Below are 19,350 nucleotides of genomic sequence, written 5' to 3'. Positions count from 1 at the left end.
AAGGTTCCGAGAACTCTTCCCGTCGTGCCCGTCGCTCCCCCACCATGGGCGGCATGCCGCTCAATGACATGCCGTGGTGGCGCTGGCGCAGCAATGTGCGCTCGGCGCTGCACATGCTTTCCGATCCCGTCTTCCACCAGGAGTACTGGCTGGCCGGCCTGGAGGGGTACGGCGACGTCACCGACGCCGTCTACCGTCTCGTCGAGGACACCTGGCTGGACAACTGGTCCGCCGAGAAATACGTCGGCACGATCTTCCGCGACTCGGGCGAGGCCGCCCTCGTCGATCTCGCCGTGCTCCGGGTGCTGCGCATCATGCACCAGGTCGGCGCGGACGCGCCCGTCTCCGCCTATCTGGAGCATCATGGCTGGCCAGAGGCGGTACGGGCGGCCCGCGAGGCGCACGTACGGCTGGCGACCAGCGACGGGGACGACCCGGATGTGGTGCCGACCTCACTGGATGTGCTGCGGATCATGACGCGGTCCGCCTGACGCCCGCGTACGCCATGTTCGCGTGCGAATGTCCACGTACTGGGCGATTCCGGGGCGCGCGGGGCAGATGTGGGATCCTCTGAGGTCATGACCACCGCCACGCCGCCCCCCGCCGCCCCGCCGTCCGCCCCCTCCGATCAGTACGTCCTGACGCTGTCCTGCCCGGACAAGCAGGGCATCGTGCACGCCGTGTCGAGCTATCTCTTCATGACCGGCTGCAACATCGAGGACAGCCAGCAGTTCGGGGACCACGACACGGGTCTCTTCTTCATGCGGGTGCACTTCTCGGCGGACGCCCCGGTGACCGTGGAGAAGCTGCGGGCGAGCTTCGCCGCCATCGGTGACTCGTTCCGGATGGAGTGGGCGATCCACCGCGCCGACGAGCGGATGCGGATCGTCCTCATGGTCAGCAGGTTCGGCCACTGCCTGAACGATCTGCTCTTCCGGGCCTCCACCGGCGCGCTGCCGGTGGACATCGTCGCGGTCGTCTCGAACCACACGGACTTCGCCGATCTGGCCGCCTCGTACGACATCCCGTTCCACCACATCCCGGTGACCAGGGACACCAAGGCGGCGGCCGAGGCCGAGCTGCTGGAGCTGGTCCGCGCGGAGCGGGTGGAGCTGGTGGTGCTCGCCCGCTACATGCAGGTCATCTCGGACGATCTGTGCAAGCAGCTGAACGGCCGGCTCATCAATATCCACCACTCCTTCCTGCCGAGCTTCAAGGGCGCCAAGCCGTACCACCAGGCACACGCGCGCGGCGTGAAGCTGATCGGCGCGACGGCGCACTACGTGACCGCCGATCTCGACGAGGGCCCGATCATCGAGCAGGAGGTCGAGCGGGTCGGCCACCAGGTCACGCCCGCGCAGCTGGTGGCGATCGGCCGGGACGTGGAGTGCCAGGCGCTGGCGCGCGCGGTGAAGTGGCACGCGGAGCACCGGATCCTGCTCAACGGGCACCGCACCGTCGTCTTCGACTGACGGGAGCCGGTCGACGCGGACCGGCTGACGGGAACCGCTCGACGCGAAACCGGTCGACGCGAGCGGGTCGATGCGAGCCGGTCGATGCGGACCGCTCGGCGCGGACCGCTCGACGGGGCCTGACCGACCGGTCCCGCGTGGGTCCGCGTGGGTGCCTTCAGAGGCGGCTCATCGTGGCCGCCGCGAACAGCACATCCCTGATCGCCTCACGGTCGCCCTCCTGGCCCGCCGCCGCGTCCTCCGGCGAGACCCGCCCGGCCACCAGCTGGCAGAACTCGACACCGTCCAGCGCCACCTGCGCCACGGAACGCTCGCGGGAACCGACCGCCGCCGGTGAGTCCAGCGCGATGAACCAGTCGCCGCCGCCCGCGCCCTCGATCTCCAGATGCAGCGACCGGCCGGGCGAGCCCGCCGTCACCAGCTCCCGGGCCGGCGCCGCGAGACCGCTCCGGCGGCGGATGGCGAGCGCGGCGGGGAGCAGCCGGGTCGCCAGATCGATCATCTCGTGCAGATGGCCGGCGCTGGGCGGCTTGTACGGGTAGTCCACCGCCTCCGCGATGTCCGCGCCGTGCACCCAGCACTCGAAGGCGCGGTCGAGCAGCGCGTCGCGCAGGGGCAGGGCGAAGAACCCGTACGACACGGAGAGTTCGGCGACCCCGCGCCCCGCGAAGGACACCGTCCTGATGAGGGTGTGGCTCTGCTCGCGCCAGGGCTCGTGGACGGTGCGGGTCGGCGGGGGCTTCGCGGCCCGCCAGAAGCTCTCCGTACGCGCGGTCGGGTGGACAGGGGCGTCGGAGCCGCCGAGCGGGTCGTCGAGTCCGAGGGAGGTGGCGACCAGGCCGTCGACGGTCATCAGATGGCCGATCACCCCCGCGACGGTCGTCCGGCGGGAGACGGTCCCCTCGTCCTCGTACCACTTGAGCCGTACGGGCGCGTGCCACTCGGGGTCACCGATGTCCCGCAGGAGCGCGTCGAGCCGCGCGGTCTCGGCGTCGTACGGAGCGGCCCAGCCGGGCACCGGGACACGGGCGGGGCGGCGGCCGAGAGCGTTCTCCAGCACGCGGGAGCGCAGCAGCGGGTCGAGGTCCAGGTTCCCGTCGGCGTGCAGCAGCCCCACGGCGTCGCGCAGCCGGAGCGCCTCGTCCGCGCAGGGGGCGCACTCGGTGAGGTGCGCTTCGACGAGCGCGGTCTCCTCGGCGGCGCAGGCGCTCAGCGCCCAGGCTCCGAGCAGTGACATGAGCACCTTGTGCGACAGCGGCTCGGCGGCGGGCGGCGCTTCACGCCCCTCGGGTGCCTCACGCCCCTCGGGTGCTCCACGTCCCTGGGCTGCTTCACGCCCCTCGGGCACGTCACGCGCTTCCGGTGTCTCACGGGCCCGCGGGCGCTCCCCTTCCGTCACGTCCACGTCGTCCGGCGGCGTCCTCGGACCGGGGATACGGAGGAAACCCGCCGGCTCGTCGGGATCGCGGCCGTCACGGGAGCCGCCGTCCAGCGGGCCGGTCACGAGGAACGTCCGATTCCCGGCGGCGACGAGCCACTCCGTGCCTGGGTGTTGGCCGTGGAGAGCAGTTGCAGCCCGAGCCGCAGCCGGCGCCGCGCCTCGTCCTCCGTGACACCCAGGTCCGCCGCGGTCTGGCGGTAGTCCCTGCGCTGGAAGTACGCCAGCTCCAGCGCGTCCCACAGGGGCGTCGGCATCGACCTGACTATGTAGTCCGCCCGCGCGGCCACCGAGACCCGGCTTATCTTCTGCTCCAGTTCCTCCGCCGAACCGTCGCCGCGCGCCTCGTACGCCTCCGCTTCCGTACGCCGGAGCCGCTGCACGGCCAGCCGCTGTGTGACTTTCGCCACCCAGGAGCGTATGGAGCCCTGTTTGGGGTCGTACGTGTCCGGGTTCTCCCAGACATGACCGAACACTTCACGGGTGACCCGGTCGGCCGCGTCGTCGTCGTCGAGTACCCGATGGGCCAGGCCGTGCACCAGGGACGCGTACCGGTCGTACAGCTCCCCGAGAGCCGCCGCCTCGCCCCGCGTCAGCCGCTGGTGCATCCTGCGGTCCCACCGGGGCGGTGTGTCCTTCGCCATGCGACCCCCAGCCCTGTTCCTCTGTGCGCCTGCCTGTGCCTCTGTCCGTTCCCGTGCCCCTGTCCACCATCATGTCGAAGCCCGTCGGCGGCCACCATTGGCCACCGTTCCCTCGAATGTAGTGGGCGCCGCTGATAACGCACTCCCCTTTGCCCAAGTGCGCCCCCGAGGCGCTCCTGCGGGCCCGGCGCGGGCGGCGGCGGGCGGCGGAGTGAGGTTTGACAACGTTTCACCGGGGCGCGGCGGGGCAGTGGCGGGATGAGGAAGGGCAACTTCCGGATCAGCCTCTTCGGGCTCTTGCGGATCGCCTCTTCCGGATCAGCCCAGGTACCCGAGGAAAGGTCCAGGCGCGTGACGCTCACGATGGAGGAGTCCGAGCAGGACCCGTGGACCGTGCTGCACATCACGGGCGAACTGGACATCGTGACCTCGCCGGAGGTCCGTCAGCGAGTCCATGACGCGGTCGCCGCCGGGCGCCACGCGCTGGTGCTCGACCTCTCTCAGGTGTTCTTCTGCGACTCCAGCGGGGTCGGCGTACTGATCGCCTCGCGCAGACTGCTCCACTCCTGCCGCGGCAGACTCCATGTCATCCTGCCGGCCCGTGGCGCCGAGGCGGGTTCGCACGTCAACCGGGTTCTGGCGGCCCTGGGCGTACGCCGGCTCTTCGAGGTCTATCCGGACGTGTCCGCGGCCGTTGACGACGCGGTCCAGCCGCTTTCGGCATAGCGGGTCCGCGCGTAACGGGACACATCGCGGGCCCCGGCCGTCGTACGCTCCGGGGATGGACAGCGCAGAGTACGAGGCCAAGATCGCCTCCCGGTTCGCAGCCTTCGACCAGGACGGCAGCGGGTACATCGACCGTGAAGACTTCAGCGGAGCGGCGGCGGCGCTGCTCGCCGAGTTCGGGACGACGGCACGCTCCGACAAGGGACAGGCGCTCTACAGCGGGGCCGAGGCGTTCTGGCAGGGCATGGCCGGGATCGCGGACGTGGACGGCGACCAGCGGGTCAGCAGGCAGGAGTTCGTCACCGGCGCGGTGAAGCGGCTGCGCGACAACCCCGAGCGGTTCGCGGAGATCGCCCGGCCGTTCCTGCGCGCCGCGATCGCCGTGGCCGACGAGGACGGCGGCGGGGTGACCCCGGCGTCGGCCGAGCGCGCGCTGAGGGTGCTCGGCGTCGAGCCGGAGGCGGCGACGCGGGTGGCGGCGGAGCTGGACGTGGACCACGACGGCAGAATCCAGGAGGGGGAGATCCTGTCCGGTTTCGCGGCGTACTACGTGACGCCCGAGCCCTGATGAGCGGTCCGGGGCCGGTGCGCCGGCCCCGGTGACTCGCCCGGTCACCGGCCGCGGAGACTCGCCCGGCGACTCGCCCCGGCTGCTCACCCCGGCGACTCGCCCGGTAACTCCCTTCCCGTGGAAGGGGAAAGCTCTGGCCTCAGCGCTCTGATGCGTCACCGTCCGTGGCCGGAACGTGCCGTCCGGGGCCGATACCGGGTTGTGTCCTGCCGGCGGGCCGTCACACGCCGGAGTCGCGTCCGGCCTCCGGTACGCTCCGTGGGGTGCGAGAGGTTGCGAGGCGCGACGGTCGCGGTGCTGCCGGTACGGCGGCTCCGGGATCGCGAATGCGCGCCGCTCGCGCGGTACATGGGCGCCGTGCGCGCCCGTGTTCGACTCCCCGCGACGCGCGTCGCACAGTATGCACTACGCGTACTCCTTCGCGCTGGAATATGCCCGAAGCGCTTGTTGCGGTGACTGTACGTCAACCATGCTGTCTCGCAAGGAAATCACGTTCCGTAACTCTTGAGACTCTTGTGACTCTGTTGAGGACCTTGTCGAGGCGCGAGGCGATGTGTCCGCCGGTTCGGATGGTGTGAGCGGTGCAGGTGCTTCAGGTTCAGTTGGAGGTCGGGCCGGATCCCGCGGAGGTGGGGCGGGCCCGCAGATGGGCCCGTTCCAGGCTGGCCGGTTCCGGCATAGAGGACGATGAGCCGGTCGCCGAGACGCTGATCCTGCTCATCTCGGAGCTGGTCACCAACGCCGTGGTGCACACCGGCTGTCCGGCGGTGCTGCGGATGCTCTTCGGTTCCGGCGCGGCCGAGGCCGGGACCGTACGGGTGGAGGTCGCCGATGCCAGCGCCTGCCCGCCGCGTCCGCGCCACGCGGACGGCGAGGACACCAACGGCCGCGGTCTGGAACTGGTCGACGGACTGGCCGACCGGTGGGGCTGGCAGCCGGAAGGCGCGGGCAAGCGCATCTGGTGCGAGGTCGACAGAAGCGCGCCGGGGGTAGCGCCGAAAGCATATGCCCCGGCCGTCTATGAGCCCTCGTGCGCTGTGCCGCGGCCGGCGTGACGCGCCGATCCCCCGAATCGCCGTTGACGGGGCACTCCGGCGTGATCACGCTGGGGTGAGCGATCCGCCGCGAGGGGACGCCGAGGGCGCGGGCCGTGTCCTCGGCGAGTGCGGTTCGTGGCCCGGCGCCGGTCCTCGGAGCCCGTACGCCGGGGTGAGCCGGATGGCGGACGGCGGCGCGGCGCGTGCGCGCCCGTCATCCGGCTCCTGAACGCCCCTGTACGTACCGGCCCGTAGTCAACGGTCCGCGCGCGCTCCCGCACCCGCTCTCGCACCCGCACCCGCACTCGTACCCGTACCCGCTCCCGCTCCCGCGCGGAACGTACGGCGGTAGACCGTCGGCGGAACGCCCAGCACCGACTGGAGATGCTGCCGCATCGACTGCGCCGTGCCGAACCCCGCGTCCCGCGCCACCTGATCGACCGACAGATCCGTCGACTCCAGCAGGTGTCTGGCCCGTTCGACCCGTTGCAGCACCAGCCATTGCCCCGGGCTGATCCCGGCCTCCTCGCGGAAGCGGCGCGTGAACGTCCGTACGGACATCGACTCCTGCTCCGCCATGTCCCGCAGCTGTATCGGTTCGTGGAGGCGCGTGAGGGCCCAGCCGCGTGCGGTCGCGGTGGTCGCCAGCTGCGGTTCGGGGACCGGGCGTTCGATGTACTGCGCCTGGCCGCCGTCCCGGTACGGCGGGACGACCGTACGCCGCGCGACCTCGTTGGCGACCGCCGTGCCGTGATCGCGCCGGACGATATGCAGGCACAGATCGATCCCGGCGGCGACCCCCGCGGAGGTCAGTACATCGCCGTCGTCGATGAACAGGACGTCCGCGTCCACCTTGACCCGCGGGAACAGCCGCTGGAAGTGGGCGGCGGAGGACCAGTGGGTGGTGGCGGGGCGGCCGTCCAGATAACCGGCGGCGGCCAGCACATAGCTGCCCGTGCAGATCGAGACCATGCGCGTGCCGGGGCGCAGCCGGGCGAACGCGGCGTGGAGTTCGTCGGTGAGCCTGCCCTCGTCGAAGACCGGGCCGAGTTCGTAGGACGCGGGAATGACGACCGTGTCGGCGGTCGCGAGCGTCTCGGGGCCGTTCTCGACGAGGATCGAGAAGTCGGCGTCGGTCCGTACCGGCCCCGGTTCCCGGACCGAGCAGGTCACGATCTCGTACAGCGGCTCGCGGGAGGAGTCACGCGCGCGGCCGAAGATCCGCTGGGGAATGCCCAGTTCGAAGGGGATCGCTCCGTCGAGGGCGAGAACGACGACCCGGTGCGGGCGGCGGTCCGGCATGGTGGGGCTCTCCTGTCCTCCGGTCTTGGTGGTCCGTTCCCCGGATGGACCCTGGTGGTCCAGACCATTACTTGATATCAGTCGCGTCTGTGACAGAAAAGCGCACGGTGGCTCCGGGCATTCCCGAACCGGCCGCCCATCCGTACGAAGCACCGGCCGCCCATCCGCACGAAGCCCCGACCGCCCATCCGCACGAAGCCCCGGCCGCAGCGGCACCGGAAGGGCCGGAAGGGGCCGTCCGTACCCTCTGGAACCGTAACTTCCGGCTCTTCTTCCTCGCCCGTACCATCGCCCGCTTCGGGGACGGCATGGTGCCCGTCGCCCTCGCCGCCGGTCTGCTCGACGCCGGGTACGGCGCGTCGTCCGTCAGCTTCGCGCTCGGCGCCTGGATGGCGTGCTTCGCCGGGTTCGTGATCGTCGGGGGAGTGCTGGCCGACCGGTTCACCCCGCGCCGGATGATGGTGCTGGCGGACGGCGTACGACTGGTGGGCACCGCGGTGCTGGCCGTCGCCTTCGCCTCAGGTGCGCCCGCGCTCTGGCTCGTCTACGCGCTCAGCGCGCTCAACGGCCTGGGCGCCGCGATCTTCCAGCCGGGGGTGGCCAGCATGCTCCCGCGGCTCGCGCCCGATGTGCAGCGGGGCAACGCGGTGCTGCGGGTCGCGGAGTCGCTGACCGCGATGGCGGGCCCGGCGATCGCGGGCGCGCTGGCCGGCTTCGGCGGGCCCGGCCTGATCTTCGGGGTCAACGCGGCGACCTTCGGGATCAGCGGGATCTGTCTCTTCCTGACCCGGATGGCGTCGGTCGCGCCGGTGGTGACCGGTGAGTCGATGCTCGCCGAACTCCTCGGCGGCTGGCGCGAGTTCCGGGCCAGGTCCTGGCTGTGGGGGGTCATCGCCGTCTGGTCGGTGTACGGCATCACGGTGCTCGGCCCGATCACACCGCTGGAGGCGGTCGTCGTCACCGAGCGGCACAGCTCGGCGATGTTCGGTCTGATGATGACGGTCCATGGCGCGGGCAATGTGGCGGGCGGGCTGCTGGCGATGCGGCTGCGGCCGGTCAGACCCCTGTTCGCGGGCGCGCTCTCGCTGTTCGGGGTGATCGCGAACGTACTGGTCCTGGCGTACGACGTGCCGGTGCCGCTGCTGGCCGCGGGCTTCTTCGTCGGGGGTGTGTCGCTGGCGTTCTGGCTGGTCATGTGGTCGACGACGGTCCAGACGCAGATCCCCGACGAGGCGCTCAACCGGCTGCACGCGTACGACGTGGCGGGTTCGCTGATCATGCTGGCGGTGGGGCGGGCGCTGGCCGGGCCGGTCGCGGAGGCGGTGGGGGTACGGGAAGTGCTGGTGGCCGGGGCGGTGATCAACGTGGGGGTGTGCGCGGTGCTGCTGGCCGTACCGGCGATCCGGGGCCTGAAACGGGTGGAGTGAGTGGAGCAGGTGCAGTGAATGGAGCGGGTGCAGTGAGCGGAGTGACGGCAGATGTGGTGGGGCGGCGGGAGGGCGGCGCGAGGAGGTGGCCCGATCCCAGCGAATGCTGACCGCCGGGCCACTCGTCGGCGGCGTGACGCCCCCCGATGCTGTCTGACGTGACCCAGACAACCGACCTCTCCTCGAACGGCGCCGAGGCGCCCGACCCGTCCGTGCCGCACGAGCCCGCCGCGCCGCTTGCGCCCCGCACCCCGGGGCGTGTCCACCGGGCGTGGTTCGTCGCCGCCGTCACGTTCGTGACGATCATCGGCGCGGCGGCGTTCGCCTCACTGCCCGGTCTGCTGATCGAGCCGCTGCACACGGAGTTCGACTGGTCGCGCGGCACGATCGGCTTCGCCGTCTCGGTCAACCTGGCGCTGTACGGACTGACCGCGCCGTTCGCCGCGGCGCTGATGGACCGCTTCGGTATCCGCCGGGTCGTCGCCGTCGCGCTCACCATCATCTCGGTCGGTTCCGTCCTGACCGTATGGATGACCGCGGCCTGGCAGCTGGTCCTGTACTGGGGCGTCCTGGTCGGTCTCGGCAGCGGTTCGATGGCGCTCGCCTTCGCCGCGACGGTGACCAACCGCTGGTTCGTGGCGCGGCGCGGTCTGGTCACCGGCATCCTCACCGCTGCGGGCGCCTCGGGGCAGCTGGTGTTCCTGCCGCTGCTCTCCTGGCTGGTGGAGCACCACGGCTGGCGCCCGGCCGCCGTCACGGTCTCGCTGGCCGCCCTCGCGGTGGTCCCGTTCGTCTGGCTGCTGCTGCGGGACCACCCGGCGGATGTCGGCCTGCCCGCGTACGGCGCCGAGACGTTCGTACCCAAGCCCGCACCGGTGACGGGCGCCGCGCGGCGCGCGGTGTCGGTGCTGATCTCGGCGGCGCGCACCGGGCCGTTCTGGCTGCTCGCCGGGACCTTCGCGATCTGTGGCGCCTCGACGAACGGTCTCGTCAAGACCCACTTCGTACCGGCCGCGCACGACCACGGCATGCCGATCACGGCCGCCGCCTCGCTGCTCGCGGTGATCGGCGTCTTCGACGTGGTCGGCACGATCGCCTCCGGCTGGTTCACCGACCGCTTCGAGGCCCGCAGGCTGCTGGCGGTCTACTACGCGCTGCGCGGTGTCTCGCTGCTCTTCCTGCCCATGCTGCTGGCGCCTTCCGTCCATCCGCCGATGATCTTCTTCATCGTCTTCTACGGCCTGGACTGGGTCGCCACCGTCCCGCCGACGATCGCCCTGTGCCGCGAGCACTACGGCGAGGACAGCGCGATCGTCTTCGGCTGGGTCCTCGCCTCGCACCAGGTCGGCGCGGCGGTGATCGCCTTCGCGGGCGGTCTGGCGCGGGATGTCTTCGGCTCGTACGACGTGGTCTGGTACGCCTCGGGGGCGCTGTGCGCGGCGGCGGCGCTGATGGCGCTGGTGATCAGGCGCAGGCCGGTCGTGGCCGGCTCCATCCCTGGTTAGAGAAGCTGATCATCCTGGAGCCCGAGGACCGCGCGGATCCGCGCTCATAGGCTCGATCACATCACGGAACGCAATCGGCGACCGGTTGTTCCCGTTCCGTGCGGTGGCCGATCACCTGCGGCCGCTGATCCGTGTGATGTCCGTTCCGAGGAGGATCTCCATGTTCCAGCGCATCGTCGTCCCGTCACTTGTCGGTGCCGTCGCTCTCGGCGGTGTCGCCCTCGGTGGCGTCGCGTCGGCCGGCCCGTCCGGCACCCCGTCCGGCACTCCGTCCGCCGCCGCGCCCGCCAAGCCGACGGTGGAGAACAGCGCGGCCCGCTACGTCGCCCCCGCCGGCGGCGCCGCGGGCTCGCTCACCTTCACCGCGAAGGTGACCGACGACTCGGGGGTCCGGAGCCTCAAGGTCCTTGCCTGGCCGAAGAGTTCGGACCTCAAGCCGACGGCCGCGGAAGTGGCGACCGCCGAGAGCGCCACGTGCGAGAAGTCCTCGGCGCGGACCTCCGCGTGCACCTACACCCTGAAGGTCACGCCCAGGGAGGCCGCCGAGCTGCCCGAGGGCATCTGGAACGTCTCCGTGCTGGCCACGGCCAAGGATGGGGACACGGCGTTCGTGCCCGAGGCCGCGACGTTCAGCGTCCCGCGCTGACCCCGCCGCCGTGCCCCCTCGTGCGTGGGAGAGGGCACGGCTCCAGGGCCTGACGGGAGTCGACGGGCTCCTGACGAGAGTCGACGGGCCCTGACGGGAGCCGACGGGCTGACGGGAGCCGACGGGCCCTGACGAGCCGACAGGGCCTAACGAGAAGACGCCGTCCGGGAGGAGGCCAGGGCCTTCGCTATCGCGCGCGCGTCCCTCGCCATCTCGCGGAGGTTCCCGCTGATCGGGTTGGTGAAGCCCGTGAAGTAGAGGCCCGGCGCCCGCTCCGGGGTACGGCCGCCGTGGGCCACCGGCCGTCCCCGCTCGTCCAGTACGTCCAGATGCCCCAGCAGGTCCTCCAGGGCCCGGCGGTAGCCGGTCGCCGCGATGACCACGTCGGGGGCGATCCGGGAGCCGTCCGCCAGCACGACCTTGCCGGGCTCGAAGGAATCGACCGCCGCCACCGGTTCGACCCGGCCCTTGCGCACCGCCTTGATCAGACCCACGTCCTGCACCGGGATCGCGCCCTCGCGCACCCGCGAGTACAGGCCCGTGTCCGGGCGCGGCAGCCCCTTCGCCGACAGGTCGGGCACCGAGATCCGGCCCAGCACCCGCGCCGCGCGGTCGACGAGCCGGACCGGCAGCCGGCGGACCAGCACGGCGGTCGCCTGCGCCGGCCAGCCCAGCGTGGAGCGGCGCACGATGTGCGGGACGGTACGGACCGCGAGGCGCACCCGCGCCGCGCCGCCCTCGACGAGGTCCACGGCGATCTCCGCGCCCGTGTTGCCCACTCCGACGACCAGGACGTCCTTGCCCTCGTACGGCCGGGGGTTGCGGTACTCGCCCGCGTGCAGCAGCTCGCCGCCGTACGACTCACGGCCGGGCCAGGACGGCAGCCTCGGCGTGTGGTTGTAGCCGGTGGCCACGACGACGGCGCGGCCGGTCAGCTCCCGGCCGCCGGTCGCCCGCAGCAGCCAGCCGGTCCCGTCGGGGGCAGGCTCGACCCGGGTGACCTCCACCCGGGTGACGACGTCCAGGCCGTGGTGCTCCGCGTACTTCTCCAGATAGCGCACCAGCTGCGCGCGGGGCACCCAGCGCCCGAAGGAACGCGGGATCCGCAGACCGGGCAGGGCCGACATCCGGCGCGTGGTGTGCAGCCGCAGCCGGTCGTAGTGGCGGCGCCAGGAGGCCGCGACGGCGTCGGATTTCTCCAGTACGACGGCCCGTACGCCCTGTTCGCGCAGCGCGGCTGCTACGGCGAGCCCACCGGGGCCCGCGCCGATGACGTACACGGGAAGGCTGTGGGCGCGGTCGGAATCGTCGGGCATGAAAGCTGAGCGTAATCGGAACCTCACTTGTTGGGACTCGGTCAAGACAAGGAAAGGGTTGCGAATCGATCACATCCGGCGTACGGCGGCGTACGCCGGCTCAGGGCCAGAGCAACTCCCGTACCCACAGCGCCCCTTCGCGCCGGTAGCGCAGCCGTACATGCTGTCGGCGCGCGTCGCCCTGGAAGAACTCCGCCTCGTCCGGCACGAGCGTGTACGCGGTCCAGGTCGGCGCCTCCGCGTCCGGTTCCCGCCGCGCCCGGTCCCACGCCGCCGCGCTCGCCTCTGCCAACTCCCCTGCCGAACCCAGGACTTCGCTCTGCCGCCCGACCAGCGCCGAGGCCAGCGCTCCCGTCGAGCGGACCCGCAGATCCGCGTCGCTCTCCTCGGCGCCGGCCGTGCGGACCCCGCCCCGCAGACGTACGGCACGCCCCTGCGCCGCCCAGTAGAAGCCGAGCGCGGCCTCGGGGCGCGCGGCCAGCTGGCGGCCCTTGCGGCTGGTCGCGTGCGAGGCGAAGTGCCAGCCGTGCGCGTCCGCGTCGTGCAGCATCAGCGTCCGGACGTCGGGCCTGCCCTGATCGTCGACGGTCGCGAGCGTCATCGTGTGCGGCTCCGGCTGGCCGGCGGCCACCGCCTCGGCGAACCAGCGGTGGAACAGCGGCAGCGGCTCGTCGGGCGCGTCCGCCGGATCGAACACGGGCAGGTCGGTGTCCCAGACGGGCTGGGCGCGCAGCAGGGCGCGGAAGGTCTCTTGTCGCCGGTCGTCGTCCATGCGGACCATTCAACTGGCTGGTGGTGGAGCGGCTGACGCTTTCGGGGGTGTTCCCGGCGGAGGAGGCCGGTGCGCTGATCGGGGCGCTGGTGGAACGGCTGCTGCCGCCGGCGTGACAGAACGGGGCGGGGCACGTCGTACGTGTGTACGTGACCGCCGGCCCATGCGCCGGCCCGCTTCCGCGGGTTACGTCAGTCGGGGTACCGCTGTGGTCGCTCGGTGCGGCTGGCGCCGCTGTTCACGCGGTGCGTGCGGTTCCTGAGGTTCCTGCTGGTCGTACTGGTCCTGCTGGTCCTGCTGTTTGTGCTGGTCCTGCTGTTCGTGCTGGTGCCGCCGGGCGGCGCGCTACTTCGCGGGCTTCTTGCCCGTGATGCCCAGATGGACCAACTGGGCGAGCGTCGGCCGCAGTTCGGCCTGCTTCACGCCCCAGCTCTGGAAGCCCTTCTGGTGCGAGGCCACCGAGGCGAGCAGCACGACCAGCGAGCCCGCCAGCGCCGCCGGGCTGATGTCCTTGTCGATCCTGCCCTTGGACTGAAGCTCCTTCACGGACTCCGTGAGGGAACCGGTCACGGAGTTCAGGATCTTCATACGGATCTTGTTGAACCTCTTGTCGCCCTCCGCCGCGCCCAGATCGACCACCCGGAGGATGGCGTCGTGTTTGCGCCAGAAGTCGAGGAAGCCGTCGACGAGTTCCTCGGACGTCTGCCAGCCGGCCTTGCCGGCCCAGGAGCGGCCGGAGACCAGTCCGGTCAACCCGGCGCCCTCCTTGGCCATTTCCTCGGCGATCTCGAGGACGGCGCCTTCGACGTCCGGGAAATACTGGTAGAAGGTCGCGGGTGACGTGCCCGCCTTGCGGGCGACGTCGATGACTTTGACGTCCCGGTACGGCGAGGAGCTGAGCATCTCGCCGAGGCAGTCGAGCAGCTTCTGCCGCGTCGCCTGCCCGCGTCGACCAGCCACGCGGCCGTCGACGGTGCGCACTTGTCCTGTCATGCAGTCAGCTTACCGAGGGGTGATCCCAGCGCGATTTGGCCGAAGCAAATGGGGAACCGGCCATCGCGCGGTGGGTCCGGCACTGGCGTCGGCACGGACGTCGTCGGGGGGCGCGCGTGGATCCGGGAGGCGGGCGGCGCGGGCGCGGGCTTGAATAGTGTTATCAACAGCCTGTGGACAACTTCGGTGGATAACTCGGGGTGGTGGCGGGTTCACGCTGCGATAATGAATCAATTGTTCTATTTATCCATACGGAAGGAGTCCGGGACATGGACGCATTCGCGGAAGGCACGCCGTGCTGGGTGGATGTGTCTCTCCCCGACCTGGAAGCGGGCAAGCGCTTCTACGGGGAGCTGTTCGGCTGGACCTTCGGCCGGGCCAGGGGCATGGACGAGGGGCACTACACCGTGGCGTTCAGCGGCGGGAAGCGCGTCGCGGGCCTCATCGCCAAGCGGGACGGCCGGATGCCGACCGTATGGACCGTCTATTTCGCCACCCCGGACGCCGACGCGCTCAGCGAGCGGATCAGGGCGAGCGGCGGCCAGATGGTGCGGGAGCCGCTGACCGTCGGACGGTTCGGCGTGATGGCGCTGGCCGCCGACCCCGCGGGCGCGGTCTTCGGGCTCTGGCAGGTGAGCGAGGACCTGGGCTTCGAGAAGACGGGCCTGCCGGGATCCTTCTGCTGGACAGAGGTCTACACGAGGGACAAGGAGAGCGTCGATCCCTTCTACGAGAAGGTCTTCGGCTTCCGGGGGAAGGACCTCCCGGGGGACGGCGTCGACTTCCGGCTGTGGTCCCCGGCCGGTTCCGCGCCGGGCTCGGACGGCGCGATCGGCGGGCGCAGTGTGATGACGGACGCGTTCCCGGCGGAGCTGCCCGGTCATTTCCTCAGCTACTTCTCGGTCGACGACTGCGACGAGACGGCGGCGGCGGTCGTCCGGCTCGGCGGCCGGATCACCGCACCTCCGTTCGACATCGACTACGGACGGATGGCGGGGCTGCTGGACAACCAGGGCGCGTACTTCGCCGTTCTGGCCGAGCCGACGCGTGAGCCGGAGCGCCCGCCGGGGCCGGAAGGGGCGGTGGTGACAGGGGTGGGACCGGGGGCGGAGGATCGCGCGGCGGAGGGGTCCGAGCGGGACGCGGGACCCGGGCCGGAACGGGAAGCGGAGCCGGAAAGCGCATGAAGTGTCCGGATCGGGATGAGACACCCCGATCCGCCCCCGGGTTCGCAACCGCCGCCTCCGACAGGAAGAATCAGGGGGCACGGGGCCGTACCGTTGTGGCCCGTACGGGGAGGTGGCACGCAAGTGGAGCAGCTGACGCAGCACGACCCGAGGCGTATCGGCCCTTTCGAGGTGCTCGGGCGGCTCGGAGCCGGCGGCATGGGGCTGGTCTATCTCGCGCGCTCGGCGTCCGGCCGCCGGGTGGCGATCAAGACGGTGCGCACCGAGCTTGCCGAGGACCAGTTGTTCCGGGTCCGCTTCACGAGAGAGGTGGAGGCCGCCCGCGCCGTCAGCGGGTTCTACACCGCGGCCGTCGTGGACGCCGATCCACGGGCCGCCGTGCCCTGGCTGGCGACGGCGTATGTGCCCGCCCCCTCGCTGGAAGAAATAGTGAGTGAGTGCGGTCCGATGCCCGCCCAGGCGGTGCGCTGGCTGGCGGCGGGGATCGCGGAGGCGCTCCAGTCCATCCATGGCGCCAACCTCGTGCACCGCGACATGAAGCCGTCGAATGTCCTGGTGGTGGAGGACGGGCCCCGGGTCATCGACTTCGGTATCGCCTCCGGGGTCTCCAACACCCGGCTGACCATGACCAATGTCGCCGTGGGCACGCCCGCGTACATGTCGCCCGAGCAGGCCCGCGACTCGCGCAGTGTGACGGGCGCCAGCGATGTCTTCTCGCTCGGCTCGACGCTCGTCTTCGCCGCCACGGGACACGCTCCCTTCCATGGCGCCAACCCCGTCGAGACGGTCTTCATGCTGCTGCGCGAGGGCCCGGACCTGGCGGGGCTGCCGGAGGAGCTGCGACCGCTCATCGAGGCGTGCATGAAGATGGACGCCTCGCAGCGGCCCTCGCCCGCCGACCTCCAGGCCCAGCTGGCCCCGCATCTCTTCGCCTCGGGCAGCGACGACAGCGGCACCGCGTCGGCGTGGCTGCCGGATCTCGCCACCGCGATGATCGAGCGCCGCCGGGCCGGCGGCCGGGGCCCCTCGCCCGCCGTACGGCCCGCCGGTCCCGTCGCCCCCGTACCGCCCAGACCCGCGCACGAGCCACCGGTGCCCGCGCAGGCGGGCCCCGACTGGGACGCCGCGTGGCGGCCCGGCCCGGCGCGGCGGGGCGGCGGCGGGAACGAGAACCAGCACGGGGGCCGGTCCGAGCCGTCGCCCGCGATGTCGCCGCCCGCCCTGCCGCACGCGCCCCGCTCCGCGCCCCAGGACGGGCCGGTCAGGCTGCCCGGCTCGCCGGTGCCGATCGGTCCAGGCCCCCGGGTCGCGGACACGCGCGTCGGCGTCGGCGGCGCCGACGCGGGCCCCGCCACCGGCTGGATCCGCCCGCCCGCCGGGCTGAACGGCGCGGAGGGACCCACCGGCCACGCGCCCGCCCCGGCCGCCCCGCCGGTGCCCTCACCGGCCCAGCCCCCCGAGGGCGCTCCCGGCCGCTGGCGGCCCTGGCGGTTCCGGATGTCCAACGACGTCTGGGGGACACCGGTCGTCGACGGCGATCTGCTGTACGTCACCTCCTTCGAGGTGCACGCGCTCGATGTGGCCAGCGGACGCCGCCAGTTCAAGACCCGGGACGTGGCGTGGGCGATGGCCGTCGCCGGAGGCCGGATCCATGCCTCGGACGGGCCGACGCTGTACGCGCTCGACGGCGCGGACGGCACCGAGCGCTGGCGGCTCCAGACGGACGCCTGGGTGTACTCCCTGAAGGTCGACCGGGGCACGGTCGTCACCGGCACGCGCGGCGGCGGCGTCCAGGCGTGGGAGGCGTCGAACGGCGACAAGCTGTGGGAGACCGCCGGGGCCCAGACGGACTTCGAGACGCCGGAGGCCGGGCCCGTGATCCACGACGGCACGGTGTACGTGTGGAAGGACGCCCGGCTGCTCGCCCTGGACGCGCGCACGGGCACCGAGCTGTGGTCGTATCCCGTCGGGGACGCCGCCTCCTGCGGGGGCGTGCCGGTGCGGGTACGGCCCGCCGCCGACGGCCAGTTGTATGTCTCGGCCGGTACGCGCGTGCTCTCCATCGACTTGGTCAGCGGCCATGTGCGCTGGCACTTCGAGGCGCCCGCGGTCTTCCTCTCCCCGCCGGCCTTCGCGCCGGGACCGGCCGTGACCGGCGGCGGTGTCTATCTGGCCGACTATCTCGGCACGGTCTACGCGCTGGACGCCACCACCGGCAAGGACCGCTGGCGCATCGCGACGGAGTCCCGGCAGTCGATCGAACCGGTGCTGGTCGCGGACGGCAACATCCATGTCGGCAGCGGCAGCGCGCTGTACACGCTGGACGCGGTGACGGGCACGCCCAAGTGGCGCTTCGCGGCGGGCGGCGAGGTCATCGGCGCGCCGGTCGTCGCCGACGGCCGGCTGCACTTCGGCTCGGCCGACCATGTCCTCTACACGCTCGACGCGAGCGGCGGCCAGCTGCGCTGGAAGCTGGCGACGGGCGGCGAGATCACCGGCTCGCCCGTGGCGCGGCGGGGCGTGGTGTACGCGTGCAGCAAGGACCGCTGTGTGTACGCGCTGGACGCGGTGAAGGGGACGGCGACGGGGCGCGCGTCGAGATGACGAGCCGGTCAGCGTGGCCGGGGGGTCTCGGGCGGTTCCTCGGGAGGCACACCCTCCGGCGGTGTGGAGCTGGGGCTCCACGGCTCGTCGGAGATCCGGGGGAGCGACTGGGTGTCGCCGTCGTGCCGGGACCACTCCTCCGGGGGTGAGGTCCGCGGCGGCTCGGGCTCGTACCCGTACCGCTCGTATCCGTACCGGTCGTACGGCTGCGAGGGCTCGTACGGAGGCTGGTACTGGGGCTGTGGCCGGGGCTGTTCGTACCGCGGCTGCTCGTACTGGGGCTGGTACCGCTGGTCGTACGGGGGCTGGTACGGCTGGGGCTGGTACTGCTGTGGGTACTGCTGTTGATTCGGGGGCTCGTAGTCGTAGCGGGGCTCGCGGTCCCGCCGGGCGCGGCGCAGGCGACCGCTCATCACCAGCGCCGCCAGCAGCAGCAGGATCCCGCCGCCGAGGGCGTACGCGACGCCGGTGCCCAGGCCCGAACCGTTGGCGCTGACACCGAGACCGTCCGCCGACTGGCCCTGGCGCACCATCCACAGGACCGTGAAGCCGAGCACGACAAGACCGGCCAGCCCCACGAACATCCGCGAACGCAGCACGACGGCGAACAGCGTGAGCAGGGCGGCGAAGAAGAAGGGCAGCGCGAGCGAGTAGAAGACGTGGGCGCCGCTGCCCGAGATGCCGTTGAACAGGTCGGAGACCGGGTAGTCGCTCCCCTCCTTGCCGTCGTACCAGGGACGGAAGGGACCGAGGACGGCGGCGACCGCTCCGATGAGAGCGAGCAGCGAGCCGAGGATGTTGCGGACCATCGCCGGCCCTCCTTCGCGGTGCGTGAGCGTGCTCCGCTGGCGACGCTACGCCGCGTGTCCGGCCCCCGCCACGCGACCGCCGGGCGTCCGCCACGTGGCCGGGGGCGCCCGCGCCCCAACTGCTAGGGTGTCGCGCGCTATTGACAGGTCCATGGGCAGCGCGGCCCCTGGGCCATCGGGTGAGTGAGTACCCGAGTACAACGGGGGAGTGGTTCGAACGTGATGCGTCGACGTCTGAAAATCGCGGCTGTACTGGTCGTGGTGGTGCTGGCCCTGACGGGGTTCTCGTCCTCCACGGGCGGCAAGAGCGGCAAGAGCCGCGGATCGAGTGGCGGCAGCGGCGGTGGTGGCGGGGGAGGCTGCTCCAACTCCAAGAAGAGCAACGGTTCGTACTCGGGTTCGCACGCGGACGACGACTCCGACTACGGCTCCGATGACGACTACGGCTCGTCCGGCAGCTCGTACGGCGACCCGACGCCCGCGGCCACGGCGACGGACGGTCCGGAGGCGCGGGTCGTGACCTGCGTCCGCAAGGCGAAGGGCAAGCGGAAGGCCGTCACCTACGCGACCGTGCGGGTGACAGCGGAGTCCGGCCTGACGGACACCTACGAGGTCGACGTGAGGTTCGAGGACGCCTCCGGCTCGGTCGTCGACTTCGGCGACGCGAACGTCGAGCTGGAGGGCGGGGAGACGACGACGGTCAGGGTCCCGATGGACAGCCCGAAGCAGGTCTCGCGGGTACGGGAGTGCGTGGCGACCGTCCAGAGCTGACGCGTGGGGGACGAGAGAGGCGGGGCGGGGGGCCACCCCCCCCCCCCCCCCGGGGGGGGGGGGGGGCCCCCCGGGGGGGGGCGGGCGGCGGGGGGGGGGGGCCCCGGGGGGGGGGGGCCCCGCCCCGGGC

General features: G+C 72.0%; 18 protein-coding genes. 11 read left to right on the top strand and 7 right to left on the bottom strand.

Going from position 1 to position 19,350, the window contains the following annotated elements; all coding sequences use genetic code 11:
* Positions 1 to 44: 44 nt before the first annotated feature.
* On the top strand, positions 45 to 491 hold the full coding sequence (locus ACIOGX_RS19705) for a hypothetical protein (RefSeq protein ID WP_030351269.1): 447 nt from the start codon (positions 45 to 47) through the stop codon (positions 489 to 491).
* Between the two features lie 87 nt (positions 492 to 578).
* Positions 579 to 1,472 (top strand): formyltetrahydrofolate deformylase, encoded by an 894-nt coding sequence (purU, locus tag ACIOGX_RS19700; RefSeq protein ID WP_356515133.1) that lies wholly within the window; start codon positions 579 to 581, stop codon positions 1,470 to 1,472.
* A 157-nt stretch (positions 1,473 to 1,629) separates the two neighbouring features.
* Here purU and ACIOGX_RS19695 read toward each other — a convergent pair whose 3' ends face one another.
* Positions 1,630 to 2,964, bottom strand: a complete 1,335-nt coding sequence (locus ACIOGX_RS19695) for a maleylpyruvate isomerase N-terminal domain-containing protein (RefSeq protein ID WP_401915118.1) — start codon at positions 2,962 to 2,964, stop codon at positions 1,630 to 1,632.
* Between the two features lie 8 nt (positions 2,965 to 2,972).
* A complete protein-coding gene (locus tag ACIOGX_RS19690; protein ID WP_401914741.1) occupies positions 2,973 to 3,554 on the bottom strand; it encodes an RNA polymerase sigma factor in 582 nt (193 codons plus the stop codon).
* Between the two features lie 351 nt (positions 3,555 to 3,905).
* Between ACIOGX_RS19690 and ACIOGX_RS19685 the strand changes: the two genes are divergently transcribed.
* The 3 genes from ACIOGX_RS19685 (at position 3,906) to ACIOGX_RS19675 (ending at position 5,906) form a co-directional block, all read left to right on the top strand.
* Complete coding sequence (locus tag ACIOGX_RS19685) at positions 3,906 to 4,280, top strand: STAS domain-containing protein (protein WP_356515137.1); 375 nt, start codon at positions 3,906 to 3,908, stop codon at positions 4,278 to 4,280.
* Between the two features lie 55 nt (positions 4,281 to 4,335).
* Positions 4,336 to 4,848, top strand: a complete 513-nt coding sequence (locus tag ACIOGX_RS19680) for an EF-hand domain-containing protein (protein WP_356515139.1) — start codon at positions 4,336 to 4,338, stop codon at positions 4,846 to 4,848.
* A 584-nt stretch (positions 4,849 to 5,432) separates the two neighbouring features.
* Positions 5,433 to 5,906 carry an ATP-binding protein gene (locus tag ACIOGX_RS19675; protein ID WP_356515141.1) on the top strand — a complete coding sequence of 158 codons (474 nt, stop codon included), beginning with the start codon at positions 5,433 to 5,435 and terminating at the stop codon, positions 5,904 to 5,906.
* 237 nt (positions 5,907 to 6,143) lie between these two features.
* Here the strand turns inward: ACIOGX_RS19675 and ACIOGX_RS19670 are convergent, their stop codons facing one another.
* On the bottom strand, positions 6,144 to 7,190 hold the full coding sequence (locus ACIOGX_RS19670) for a GlxA family transcriptional regulator (RefSeq protein ID WP_401914737.1): 1,047 nt from the start codon (positions 7,188 to 7,190) through the stop codon (positions 6,144 to 6,146).
* Positions 7,191 to 7,279: 89 nt separating this feature from the next.
* Here ACIOGX_RS19670 and ACIOGX_RS19665 point away from each other — a divergent pair, with 89 nt between their 5' ends.
* The 3 genes from ACIOGX_RS19665 to ACIOGX_RS19655 all read left to right on the top strand — a co-directional run bounded on the left by ACIOGX_RS19665 (position 7,280) and on the right by ACIOGX_RS19655 (position 10,768).
* On the top strand, positions 7,280 to 8,617 hold the full coding sequence (locus ACIOGX_RS19665; RefSeq protein WP_401914734.1) for an MFS transporter: 1,338 nt from the start codon (positions 7,280 to 7,282) through the stop codon (positions 8,615 to 8,617).
* Positions 8,618 to 8,763: 146 nt separating this feature from the next.
* Positions 8,764 to 10,122 (top strand): MFS transporter, encoded by a 1,359-nt coding sequence (locus ACIOGX_RS19660; protein WP_401914731.1) that lies wholly within the window; start codon positions 8,764 to 8,766, stop codon positions 10,120 to 10,122.
* A 160-nt stretch (positions 10,123 to 10,282) separates the two neighbouring features.
* Complete coding sequence (locus tag ACIOGX_RS19655; protein WP_401914728.1) at positions 10,283 to 10,768, top strand: DUF5707 domain-containing protein; 486 nt, start codon at positions 10,283 to 10,285, stop codon at positions 10,766 to 10,768.
* Between the two features lie 146 nt (positions 10,769 to 10,914).
* On the opposite strand, the gene ACIOGX_RS19650 is transcribed toward ACIOGX_RS19655, so the two are convergent.
* The 3 genes from ACIOGX_RS19650 to ACIOGX_RS19640 form a co-directional block, all read right to left on the bottom strand.
* Positions 10,915 to 12,084, bottom strand: coding sequence for a flavin-containing monooxygenase (locus tag ACIOGX_RS19650; protein ID WP_401914725.1), 1,170 nt, complete (start codon positions 12,082 to 12,084; stop codon positions 10,915 to 10,917).
* Positions 12,085 to 12,184: 100 nt separating this feature from the next.
* Entirely contained in the window at positions 12,185 to 12,856 is a 672-nt protein-coding gene (locus ACIOGX_RS19645) for a pyridoxal 5'-phosphate synthase (protein WP_401914722.1), read from the bottom strand.
* 345 nt (positions 12,857 to 13,201) lie between these two features.
* Complete coding sequence (locus ACIOGX_RS19640; RefSeq protein WP_129768954.1) at positions 13,202 to 13,849, bottom strand: TetR family transcriptional regulator; 648 nt, start codon at positions 13,847 to 13,849, stop codon at positions 13,202 to 13,204.
* 269 nt (positions 13,850 to 14,118) lie between these two features.
* On the opposite strand from ACIOGX_RS19640, the gene ACIOGX_RS19635 reads away from it, so the two are divergent.
* Complete coding sequence (locus ACIOGX_RS19635) at positions 14,119 to 15,036, top strand: VOC family protein (RefSeq protein WP_401768150.1); 918 nt, start codon at positions 14,119 to 14,121, stop codon at positions 15,034 to 15,036.
* A 123-nt stretch (positions 15,037 to 15,159) separates the two neighbouring features.
* A complete protein-coding gene (locus ACIOGX_RS19630) occupies positions 15,160 to 17,640 on the top strand; it encodes a PQQ-binding-like beta-propeller repeat protein (protein WP_401914719.1) in 2,481 nt (826 codons plus the stop codon).
* 8 nt (positions 17,641 to 17,648) lie between these two features.
* Here the strand turns inward: ACIOGX_RS19630 and ACIOGX_RS19625 are convergent, their stop codons facing one another.
* Positions 17,649 to 18,449 (bottom strand): hypothetical protein, encoded by an 801-nt coding sequence (locus ACIOGX_RS19625; protein WP_401914716.1) that lies wholly within the window; start codon positions 18,447 to 18,449, stop codon positions 17,649 to 17,651.
* Positions 18,450 to 18,671: 222 nt separating this feature from the next.
* Here ACIOGX_RS19625 and ACIOGX_RS19620 point away from each other — a divergent pair, with 222 nt between their 5' ends.
* Positions 18,672 to 19,220 (top strand): hypothetical protein, encoded by a 549-nt coding sequence (locus tag ACIOGX_RS19620; protein WP_401915116.1) that lies wholly within the window; start codon positions 18,672 to 18,674, stop codon positions 19,218 to 19,220.
* Positions 19,221 to 19,350 lie beyond the last annotated feature (130 nt).

The organism is Streptomyces sp. NPDC088147 (genome assembly GCF_044741565.1).
Lineage (GTDB): Bacteria > Actinomycetota > Actinomycetes > Streptomycetales > Streptomycetaceae > Streptomyces.
This window is presented reverse-complemented; position numbering and strand designations above follow the sequence as displayed.

Coding starts and splice junctions, on each gene's coding strand:
- ACIOGX_RS19705 (WP_030351269.1), top strand. CDS start 45: ATGGGCGGCATGCCGCTCAATGACATGCCGTGGTGGCGCTGGCGCAGC.
- purU (WP_356515133.1), top strand. CDS start 579: ATGACCACCGCCACGCCGCCCCCCGCCGCCCCGCCGTCCGCCCCCTCC.
- ACIOGX_RS19690 (WP_401914741.1), bottom strand. CDS start 3,554: ATGGCGAAGGACACACCGCCCCGGTGGGACCGCAGGATGCACCAGCGG.
- ACIOGX_RS19680 (WP_356515139.1), top strand. CDS start 4,336: ATGGACAGCGCAGAGTACGAGGCCAAGATCGCCTCCCGGTTCGCAGCC.
- ACIOGX_RS19670 (WP_401914737.1), bottom strand. CDS start 7,190: ATGCCGGACCGCCGCCCGCACCGGGTCGTCGTTCTCGCCCTCGACGGA.
- ACIOGX_RS19660 (WP_401914731.1), top strand. CDS start 8,764: ATGCTGTCTGACGTGACCCAGACAACCGACCTCTCCTCGAACGGCGCC.
- ACIOGX_RS19655 (WP_401914728.1), top strand. CDS start 10,283: ATGTTCCAGCGCATCGTCGTCCCGTCACTTGTCGGTGCCGTCGCTCTC.
- ACIOGX_RS19650 (WP_401914725.1), bottom strand. CDS start 12,084: ATGCCCGACGATTCCGACCGCGCCCACAGCCTTCCCGTGTACGTCATC.
- ACIOGX_RS19645 (WP_401914722.1), bottom strand. CDS start 12,856: ATGGACGACGACCGGCGACAAGAGACCTTCCGCGCCCTGCTGCGCGCC.
- ACIOGX_RS19640 (WP_129768954.1), bottom strand. CDS start 13,849: ATGACAGGACAAGTGCGCACCGTCGACGGCCGCGTGGCTGGTCGACGC.
- ACIOGX_RS19635 (WP_401768150.1), top strand. CDS start 14,119: ATGGACGCATTCGCGGAAGGCACGCCGTGCTGGGTGGATGTGTCTCTC.
- ACIOGX_RS19625 (WP_401914716.1), bottom strand. CDS start 18,449: ATGGTCCGCAACATCCTCGGCTCGCTGCTCGCTCTCATCGGAGCGGTC.
- ACIOGX_RS19620 (WP_401915116.1), top strand. CDS start 18,672: ATGCGTCGACGTCTGAAAATCGCGGCTGTACTGGTCGTGGTGGTGCTG.